At 47.2% G+C, this 231-nt stretch carries 1 rRNA gene; it reads left to right on the top strand.

Annotated features, from left to right (window positions below):
• Positions 1-170: 170 nt before the first annotated feature.
• Positions 171-231 (top strand): 5S ribosomal RNA (gene rrf / locus FS818_RS29640); the annotation flags it as partial.

Here is a 231-nt window from a genome sequence, read left to right as displayed (position 1 = left end):
AATCGGTCGAGGGCTTATCCAAAATGCAAGTTTTGAGTCGCGTGCGTTTCGTTTCGAATCTAGTTTTCAGAGAACAACACTCTGAATAGTGAAATGAAAATGGGTACATCACCGAGTGTGTGTATGATTTTCAGTTCTGAATGGAAGAAGCTATGCTTCGACCAATCGCGTTTGGTGGCGATGGCGGAGGGGTTCCACACGTACCCATCCCGAACACGACCGTTAAGCCCT

The organism is Paenibacillus xylanexedens (assembly GCF_007680605.1).
Classification (GTDB): domain Bacteria; phylum Bacillota; class Bacilli; order Paenibacillales; family Paenibacillaceae; genus Paenibacillus; species Paenibacillus xylanexedens_B.
Note: the sequence above shows the minus strand (reverse complement) of the source record. Positions and strands in the feature narration are given on the sequence as shown.